The 6,903-nt window shown below is 75.2% G+C and carries 5 protein-coding genes; 3 read left to right on the forward strand and 2 right to left on the reverse strand.

Annotation, left to right across the window (positions count from 1 at the left end):
* The 3 genes from LG632_RS29085 to LG632_RS29095 form a co-directional block, all read left to right on the forward strand.
* The coding region (locus LG632_RS29085) for a non-ribosomal peptide synthetase (protein WP_226730859.1) at window positions 1-2,617 on the forward strand (2,617 nt) is incomplete at its 5' end.
* The gene (locus LG632_RS29090; protein ID WP_226730860.1) at window positions 2,614-3,294 is read left to right on the forward strand and encodes a formyltransferase family protein; all 681 of its coding nucleotides are present in this window, start codon (window positions 2,614-2,616) and stop codon (window positions 3,292-3,294) included. The genes LG632_RS29085 and LG632_RS29090, both read left to right, overlap by 4 nt.
* A gap of 105 nt (window positions 3,295-3,399) precedes the next feature.
* Entirely contained in the window at window positions 3,400-5,025 is a 1,626-nt protein-coding gene (locus LG632_RS29095; RefSeq protein ID WP_226730861.1) for a GMC oxidoreductase, read from the forward strand.
* A gap of 66 nt (window positions 5,026-5,091) precedes the next feature.
* Here the strand turns inward: LG632_RS29095 and LG632_RS29100 are convergent, their stop codons facing one another.
* Both LG632_RS29100 and LG632_RS29105 read right to left on the reverse strand, forming a co-directional pair.
* Entirely contained in the window at window positions 5,092-5,571 is a 480-nt protein-coding gene (locus LG632_RS29100) for a carboxymuconolactone decarboxylase family protein (protein WP_226730864.1), read from the reverse strand.
* A complete protein-coding gene (locus LG632_RS29105) occupies window positions 5,568-6,656 on the reverse strand; it encodes an NAD(P)H-dependent amine dehydrogenase family protein (protein ID WP_226730866.1) in 1,089 nt (362 codons plus the stop codon). The genes LG632_RS29100 and LG632_RS29105 overlap by 4 nt, the downstream gene beginning before the upstream one ends.
* Window positions 6,657-6,903: the final 247 nt, after the last annotated feature.

Below are 6,903 nucleotides of genomic sequence, written 5' to 3' on the forward strand. Positions count from 1 at the left end.
GCTCCGGGCTGCCGCGCTCGGCCGGCTCCCGTTCGGCGGGTCGGGGGTGGGCGGCCGTTCGGCCGGTGACGGCCCGGAGCGCGCCCGGTGGTTGCGCCGGACGCTGCCCGGCCGGTACCCGGCCCTGACCGCGCGGCTCGCGCAGGCGCTGACCGACAGCGGCGGCCGGGCCGCCCGGGTGATGGTCCCCGTCGACCTGCGCCGCCACGACCCGGCCCTCGCCGCGTCGACGGGCAACTTGACCCTTCCCCTCTTCCTCGACCTGCGCCCCGGCGACGACTGGGCCTCGGCCCACGCCGAGCTGCTCACGGGCCTGGCGCAGGGCCGCGAACTGGCGGGCGGCTTCGAGGAGGCCCTCGCCCTCCTGCCGCCGGCGGCCCTTGCCCTGCTGCTGCGCGCGGCCCAGGGCGCGACCCGGCGCACCGGCCGCCACCTGGCCTCGGCCGTGGTCTCCCACCTGGGCCGCACCGACCCGGCGGACTTCTGCGGCGCCGGCTTCACGGCCGAGAGCGTCCACGCCCTGCCGGTCCACGCCCCGCTGGTGCCCCTCTCGTGGGTGGCCACCGAGACCGACACCACCACCGAACTCACCCTGGGCCTGCGCGGCGGTCCCGACCTCCTCGACCACGCCGAGCGCCTCCTGTCCGACACCGTGGCCCGGCTCACCGCCACCGCCACCGCCACCGCATCCGCCCCGCCGGCCGGGCCGAGCGCGAGCCCCGTCCGGGCGGAGCCCGCGGCGCCGCGGGCGGCGGCCCCGGTGGCGCCTTCGGCGCGGGCCCCGCAGGACCCGAACCCCCCGGCCGACACCGTCGTGTCGCTGTTCCGGGCCCGGGCGGCCCGTCACCCGCAGGCCCCGGCCCTGGACGGGCCCGCCGGGCCCGTCACCTACGCCGAGCTCGACCGCCGCTCCGACGCCGTCGCCGCCGAGGTACGGCGCCGAGGGCTGGGGCGGGAGGACCTCGTCGGGCTGGTCGTCGACCGGACCCCGGCCGGGGTCGCCGCGCTGTGGGGCATCCTCAAGGCCGGCGCCGCCTTCGTCCCGCTCGACCCCGCCCACCCCGGCCCACGGATCCGCGAACTGCTCCGAGCCGCCGGCGTCGGCCTCTGCCTGACCGAGCGGCACCTGCGGCCCGCGCTCGCCCCGTCCGTCCCGTGCGACCTCCTTGCCGTCGAGGACGTGCCCACCGCCCCGCCCGCCGCGGTCCCCCCGCCCGCCCCCGCCCCGGGGGACCTGGCCTACGTCGTGCACACCTCCGGCTCCACCGGCCGGCCCAAGGGCGTCCAGATCGAGCACGGCAGCCTCCTCGCCTTCGTCCGCTGGGCCACCGGGCTCTGCCGGGTCACGCCCGGCACCCGCTTCGGCTTCGCCTCCTCCTACGCCTTCGACATCTCCTGCTTCCCGCTCTTCCTCCCGCTCCTGGCGGGCGGCACCACCGTCCTGGCGCCCGGCGCGCCCTCCCGGGCGACGCTGCGCCGCCTGCTCATCGAGCACCGCGCCGACACCCTCGCGCTCACCCCGTCCCACCTGGCCCTGCTCGGCGAGCCCGGCGACGCCACCGTGCGCACGCTGCTGCTCGGCGGTGAACCGCTGACCCCGGCGGCCGTCCGTACGGTCCGGGCCGGTTTCGGACCCGACTGCCGGATCGTCAACGCCTACGGGCCCACCGAGGCCACCGTCGCCTGCCTGGCGCACGTGGTCGGTCCCGAGGACGTCCCGCCGGACGGCTCCGGCGCCCCCGCCACGATCCCCATCGGCACGCCGGGCCCCGGAGCGCGCGTCGAACTCCTGGCCGGCGACGGCACCCCGATCGGCACGGGCCCCGGCGACGCCGGCCGCACCGGCGAGATCGTGGTCAGCGGCCCCCAGGTGGCCCGTGGTTACACCGGCCCGGCCGGGGACCGGCCCTCGCCGTTCGTCACCCGCCCCGACGGCAGCCGCGCCTACCGCACCGGCGACCTCGGCCGCCGACTGCCCGGCGGGGCCGTCGAGTTCGCCGGGCGGATCGACGGCCAGGTGAAGATCGCCGGCCACCGGGTCGAGCCGGCCGAGGTCGTCGCCGCCCTGGAGGCGCACCCCGCCGTGGCCCGGGCCGTGGTGGCGGTCCGCCACCGGCCCGCAGCGGCCGGGCGGCGGCCGGTGCTGTGCGCGTACGTCGTCCCGCGCGACGCGGCGTCCGAGGCTCTGCCCGAGGTGCTGCGCAGCGCCCTCACCCGGGTGCTCCCGCCGCACCTGGTGCCCGCGCACGTCGTCACCGTCGACTCCGTGCCCAGCACCGTCAGCGGCAAGGCCGACCTCGACGCCCTCCCGGACCCCTTCGCCCGTAGCGGGCCCGCGGCGGCCCCGCCGCCCACGGCACTGGAGGAGCGGGTGGCCGGCCACTGGGCGGCGGTGCTCGGGGTGGACGCGGCCGGGCTCGGCCCGGAGGCCGACTTCCAGGCCCTGGGCGGCGACTCGCTGGCCCTGGTCGAGATGCTCACCGCCGTCTCCTCGGACCTCCTCGACCCCGATCAGGGCCGCCGCTTCATGGCCGGGCTGGAGTGCCTGGTGCGCGAGGTGACGCTCGGCCAGGTGTGCGCCCGGGTCCGCGCCGCGCGGACGGAGGCGGTCGCGTGATCTTCGTCGGGGACGGCGCCCTGCTCCGGCGCGCGGTGGCCCACGCCGCGGACCGCGGCCACCCGGTCGACCTGGTCTGTTCGTCGGACCCCGCGGACGCCGCCGGGGCCGGACCGCACCTGGCCGTCGGGGCGGACGTCAACGCGCACGCCGGGGCGCTGGCCGCCGCGTCCGGCGACGGCATCGTCTGGTCCCTCAACAACAAGCGGATCTTCCGCGCCCCGGTGCTGTCCCTGGGGCTGCGCCTCTACAACGTCCACAACGGCCTGCTGCCCCGTCACCGGGGCCTGCCCTCGGTGGCGGTCCTCCATGCGGTGCTGCACGGGCACCGCGAGTACGGCGCCACGCTCCACGAGGTGGACGCAGGGATCGACACCGGCCGGGTGCTGGCCGAACGCCGGTTCCCGATCGGCCCCGAGGACCGCTTCCACCAGGTCATGCTGCGCGGGATCCGCGCCTGCCAGCAGGTGTTCGAGGAGCAGCTGCCGGCCGTGGCCGCCGGCCGGGCGACCCCGGCGGCGGTCCCGGCCGCGGGCCCGTCGGCGTACCACGGCGTGCGCGACCTGGACCGTCTGGCGCACTGGCGCGACCACCCGGCGTACGCCCGCGCCACGGACCTCGGCCCCTTCGCCGCGCACGCCCCCGAACTCGCGGAGGCGCTGCGCCGGCTGTCCTGATCCGACCCGTCCGACGGGGCAAAAGTTACCAATTGGTATCTAGTGACTTCGCTATCACTCGGCAGTAGAACCTGTTGCAATTCCGCCACGAGTGAGGAAGCTCACATGAGTGACTCTACCCCCACTGGCGACGTTCCCCAAGGCATCTCCCGTCGCCGCTTCATCGCAGGAACAGGTTCTCTTCTGGGCGCCGTGGCCCTCGCCGGGCGCGCCCCGTCCGCCGCCGCCCTCGACACCGGGGCCCGGGTCCCGGCCCTGGTCGTCGGCACCGGCTACGGCGGTTCCGTCGCCGCCCTGCGCCTCGCCCAGGCCGGGGTCGACGTGCACATGGTCGAGCAGGGCATGGCCTGGGACACCCCCGGCCCCGACGGCAAGATCTTCGCCAACACCACCAGGCCCGACTTCCGTTCGTACTGGCTGCGCACCCGGACCAAGGCCCCGCTCAGCAACTTCCTCGGCTTCCCGCTCGACAAGGACGTCCCGCGCTACACCGGCATCCTCGACGCCGAGGAGATGGGCGGCATCGTCGTCTACCAGGGCCGCGGCGTCGGCGGCGGCTCCCTGGTCAACGGCGGCATGGCCGTGACGCCCAAGCGGGAGAACTTCGCCGCCGTGCTGCCCTCCGTCGACGCCGAGGAGATGTACCGCACCTACTACCCGCGCGCCAACGCCGGCCTGGGCGTGGCCACCGTCGACCCGGCCTGGTTCGAGACCGCGGAGTGCTACCGGTACGCCCGCGTCGGCCGCAAGCACGCCCAGCGCTCAGGCTTCCCGTTCGTCTTCGTCCCCGACGTCTACGACTGGGACTACATGAAGCAGGAGGCGGCCGGCACCGTCCAGAAGTCCGCGCTGGACGGGGAGATCCTCTACGGCAACAACGCCGGCAAGAAGTCCCTGCAGAAGACCTACCTCGCCCGCGCCGCGGCCACCGGCAAGGTCACCGTCACCCCGCTGCACCGCGTCACGTCGGTGACCCCCGCGGGCGGCCCCGGCGCCGGCTACGCGGTCACCATGGAGCAGCTGGCCACCAACGGCGACGTCACCGCCGTCAAGACGGTCACCGCCGACCGGGTCTTCTTCGCCGCGGGCAGCGTCGGCACCAGCAAGCTCCTGGTCGAGCTGAAGGCCACCGGCGCCCTGCCCGGCCTCAACGACGAGATCGGCAAGGGCTGGGGCGAGAACGGCAACGTCATGTGCGGCCGCGCCAACCACATGTGGGACCCCACCGGCAAGGTCCAGTCGTCCATCCCCTGCTCCGGCATCGACAACTGGGCCGCCGGGGGAGCGTTCGCCGAGGTCGCCCCCCTGCCCACCGGGATCGAGACCTACGCCTCCTTCTACCTGTCGATCACCAAGAACCCGCACCGCGCCGCGTTCTCCTGGAACGCCGCGGCCGGCCGGGTCGAGCTCAACTGGCAGACGGCCTGGAAGCGGCCGTCCATCGACATGGCCCGGACGATCTTCGACAGGATCAACGAGCGGGAGGGGACGATCTACCGCACCGACCTGTTCGGCACCGACAAGATCTGGGGCGACCACCTCACCTACCACCCGCTCGGCGGCGCCGTGCTGAACAAGGCCACCGACAACTACGGCCGCCTGCACGGACACCCGGGCCTCTACGTCGTCGACGGAGCGCTGATCCCCGGCAACACCAGCGTCAACCCGTTCGTGACGATCACCGCCCTCGCCGAGCGGAACATCGAGAGGATCATCGCCACCGACCTGTGAGCACGGCCCGACGGCGACGAGCGCGCCGCGACCGAAGGGCCGCGGCGCGCCCGTGCGTCACCGCCGTCACTGCGTGGGCAGGACGCAGACGCTGTCGAGCCCCAGCACGTGGTTGAGCCGGCCGAACGCCAGCCAGGAACCGATGCTCATGGTCAGCTCCACGATCTCGGCCTGGCTGTACCGCGCCGTCATCCGCTCCCAGAACTCCTCGTCCAGGCCGTGGTGGTCCAGGGCGTACCGCTCGGCGTACTCGGCGGCCAGCCGGGTGCGCTCGTCGAAGGCCCCGGTCGTGCGCCAGGCCGTCACCGCGTCCGCGAACTCCTCCTCGACCTTCTCCCCGTCCCGTTCGGTGCGCCAGTCCAGGCAGAAGGCGCAGCCGTTGATCTGCGCGATGCGCAGCCGCGCCGCCTCGAACTCGCGCAGCCCCAACGTGGTGTGCGCGTACACCGCCAGCGAGAAGTGGGAGGCGGCCGTGCCGATCTCGGGGACCATCTCGCCCCAGACGTACTCGATCGGGTGCTTCCCCTCGGGGATGTCGATGTTCATCCTGTCCTCCGTCCGGCCGTGCCGAGCCGTCCGACCGCGGGCCGCAGCGGGACGTCCAGTGCGTCGTAGAGCCCCGGCGCCGCCTCCACCAACCAGTCGACGGCGCCCACCAGCCGGCCGACCGCGGTGGCGTTGCCGCCCGCCGACCGGTTCCCGTCCTCGTCGGAGGCCTCCACCGTCACCTCGATGCGCGGCCGGCCCTCGATCACCACCCGGTGCGCGCCCACCCCGTCGGGCGGGACCGGCCAGTCCGGGGCGCACGACGGATGGATCCGGGTGACGTGCTCGATGACGATGCGCGGCTCCCCGCCGACCACCCCTTGCACCTCGAACCGCACCGCGCCCTGGGTGCCCGCCTCGAACGTGCCCATCGAGGCCGTGGTGACCGTGGTCTCCAGCGGGCGCCGGGCGCAGGTCTCGCGGATCTCGTCCAGCTCCACGCCCAACGCCCTGGCCATCAGCCGGATCTGACCACCCCACACCATGGTCGGCACCGACTCCAGCAACATGGGCGGCTGCTGGTCCATCGGCTGCCCCATGCCCACCAGGTGGCGGACCGAGTCCTCCTGGTCGTACGTCGAGTAGTCGAAGATCTCCTGGCAGCGCACGGCGTCCACGCTGCTGCCCAGCCCGCTGACCAGCAGCGGCAGGACGTCGTTGCCCCAGCCGGGGTCCACGCCGGAGGCGAAGAGCGAGCCGCCGCCCTCGGCGATCGCCGCCAGGACCGGATCGCGGAACTCCGGCGGGGCGTTGCGGGGGTCGTAGAGCGGATAGAGGGACGGGGTGACGACCACCGCGCCGGCCCGGACCGCCCGGACGACGTCGGCGAGGGCGTCGTCCGGGCGGATGTCGCCGGAGGCCGCGTACACGACGGCGCGCGGTCCGGTGGCCAGCACGGCGTCGACGTCGTCGGTGGCGGCGACCCCGAGCGGGCGGCCGAGGCCGCCGAGGTCGCCCGCGTCCCGGCCGACCTTGGCGGGACGGTGGACGAGGACATGGGTCAGGGTCAGCGCCGGATGGGCCGCGACGGCGCGGATGGCCGCGCGGCCGACGTTGCCGGTGCCCCAGACAACGGTCGGTATCATGCCGCGGAGGGTAGCTTGACGATCCGTCAGTTCCTAGGGCCGTGACACCGCGAGGTCGTCCGGACCGCGCCCGGGGCCCGCCCGCGCACCACCGGCCACGGCGGCGCCCGCCGGGCCTATCCGTACGTGCTCGCGCAGAGGTCCACGATGGTCGGCGGGACCGTACCGTGTGCGGCCGCGCACAGCGAGGCCATGTCGTACGGCTGCGCCTGCTGCGGCCCCGACCGGCGGGGGCGCTGGGGACGCT

Source organism: Streptomyces antimicrobicus, assembly GCF_020532625.1.
GTDB classification, from domain to species: Bacteria; Actinomycetota; Actinomycetes; order Streptomycetales; family Streptomycetaceae; genus Streptomyces; species Streptomyces antimicrobicus.

Excerpts from the sequence above, each read along its gene's own strand:
- LG632_RS29100 (WP_226730864.1), bottom strand. The coding sequence starts at position 5,571 with ATGAACATCGACATCCCCGAGGGGAAGCACCCGATCGAGTACGTCTGG.
- LG632_RS29105 (WP_226730866.1), bottom strand. The coding sequence starts at position 6,656 with ATGATACCGACCGTTGTCTGGGGCACCGGCAACGTCGGCCGCGCGGCC.
- LG632_RS29095 (WP_226730861.1), top strand. The coding sequence starts at position 3,400 with ATGAGTGACTCTACCCCCACTGGCGACGTTCCCCAAGGCATCTCCCGT.